Source organism: Streptomyces sp. NPDC005799, from assembly GCF_040630525.1.
GTDB classification, from domain to species: Bacteria; Actinomycetota; Actinomycetes; order Streptomycetales; family Streptomycetaceae; genus Streptomyces; species Streptomyces griseorubiginosus_B.
Map to the genome: position 1 here is coordinate 1 of NZ_JBEXXQ010000217.1, position 1,369 is coordinate 1,369.

1 protein-coding gene is annotated in these 1,369 nt (G+C 67.5%); it reads left to right on the forward strand.

Annotated elements, in window-relative coordinates; all coding sequences use genetic code 11:
- Positions 1-299: 299 nt before the first annotated feature.
- The gene (locus ABZ453_RS51330; protein WP_359026991.1) at positions 300-1,334 is read left to right on the forward strand and encodes an ISAs1 family transposase; all 1,035 of its coding nucleotides are present in this window, start codon (positions 300-302) and stop codon (positions 1,332-1,334) included.
- Positions 1,335-1,369 lie beyond the last annotated feature (35 nt).

Consider the following 1,369-nt stretch of genomic DNA (forward strand, 5'->3'; position numbering starts at 1 on the left):
CAGGGACTTTGCGAGGTCGCGGATTGAGTGAGATCGCCCGGTGATGGGCTGTCATGTCACCTTGTGGGCCCGGATGCCGATGCAGGCACGGCTTCGGTGATCATGTAGGTGTCGAGTCCGCATGACCACAACCGAAGACCGTGCCTGCTGTCTCATCTTCTCCCATCCCCCCGGGCCTGGAGCAACTGGCCCGTACCCTCTGCCCGCAACCGCTGCCGGACGCAGTGTGCCTGGCCCGGTTTCTTGCTGGCCTGCCCGATCCACGCGACCGCCGCGGCCGACGGTTTCCGCTGGTGGCGATGGTGACGGCCGCCGCAGCCGGCGTGCTGGCCGGGGCGAGGTCCCTGACCGCGATCGCCGAGTGGATCAACGATGCGCCCCGCTGGGTGAGCATGGCCCTGGGCTTCGCCGTCGACCCGTTCACCAAGACGGTCGCGGTGCCCCACCCCACCACCGTGATGCGGCTGCTCACCCGCCTCGACGGCGATGCCCTGGACACCGCGGTAAGTGCGTTCCTGCAGGCCAGATCCACTGGCCGGGGCACGACGAAGCCACGGTGGCGGGCGGTCGCCGTCGACGGGAAACAGTTGCGCGGCTCCCGGGCGGCAGGCGGGAAGCCGGTATGGCTGCTGGCCGCGATGGACCACACCGGAACCGTTCTCGGGCAGCGACAGATCGAGGCGAAGAGCAACGAGACACCCGCATTCGTCCCGCTCCTGCAAGACCTCGGCCTGGAAAACACCGTGATCACTGCGGACGCGGCGCACACGCAGCACGCGAACGGCCGGTGGCTGTGTGAGCAAGGCGCCCACTACATCGCTGTCGTCAAGGGCAACCACCCTGGCCTGCTCAAGCAGTTGAGAACGCTGCCATGGGCCGACATCGCCCTGGACCACAAGGACCGAACCAGAGGCCGCGGCCGGCTCGAAGTCCGACACCTGAAGACGGTCACCTTCCGGCACCTCAGCTATCCCGGAGCCCGCCAGGCCCTGCGCGTCGTGCGCTGGCGCAAGGACCTGACCAGCGGCAAGACCACGATCGAGCGACTGTACTTCGTCACCAGCCTCCCACCCGGCGCGGTATCCGGCGCCCAGATCGCGGACTGGATCCGCGGTCACTGGAAGATCGAGAACCAGCTTCACCACGTGCGCGACACGACCTTCGCCGAGGACGCCTCCAGGATCCGCGTCGGCAGCCTGCCTCGTGTCATGGCCAGTCTGCGCAACCTCGCGATCAGCGTTTTCCGTCAGGACGACCACACGAACATCGCGGCCGCCTGCCGCTACACCGCCCGCGACCCACAACGACCCCTCACAGCCCTCGGAATCACGTGATCAACCGGACAGATCGACTACACGCAAAGTCCCTG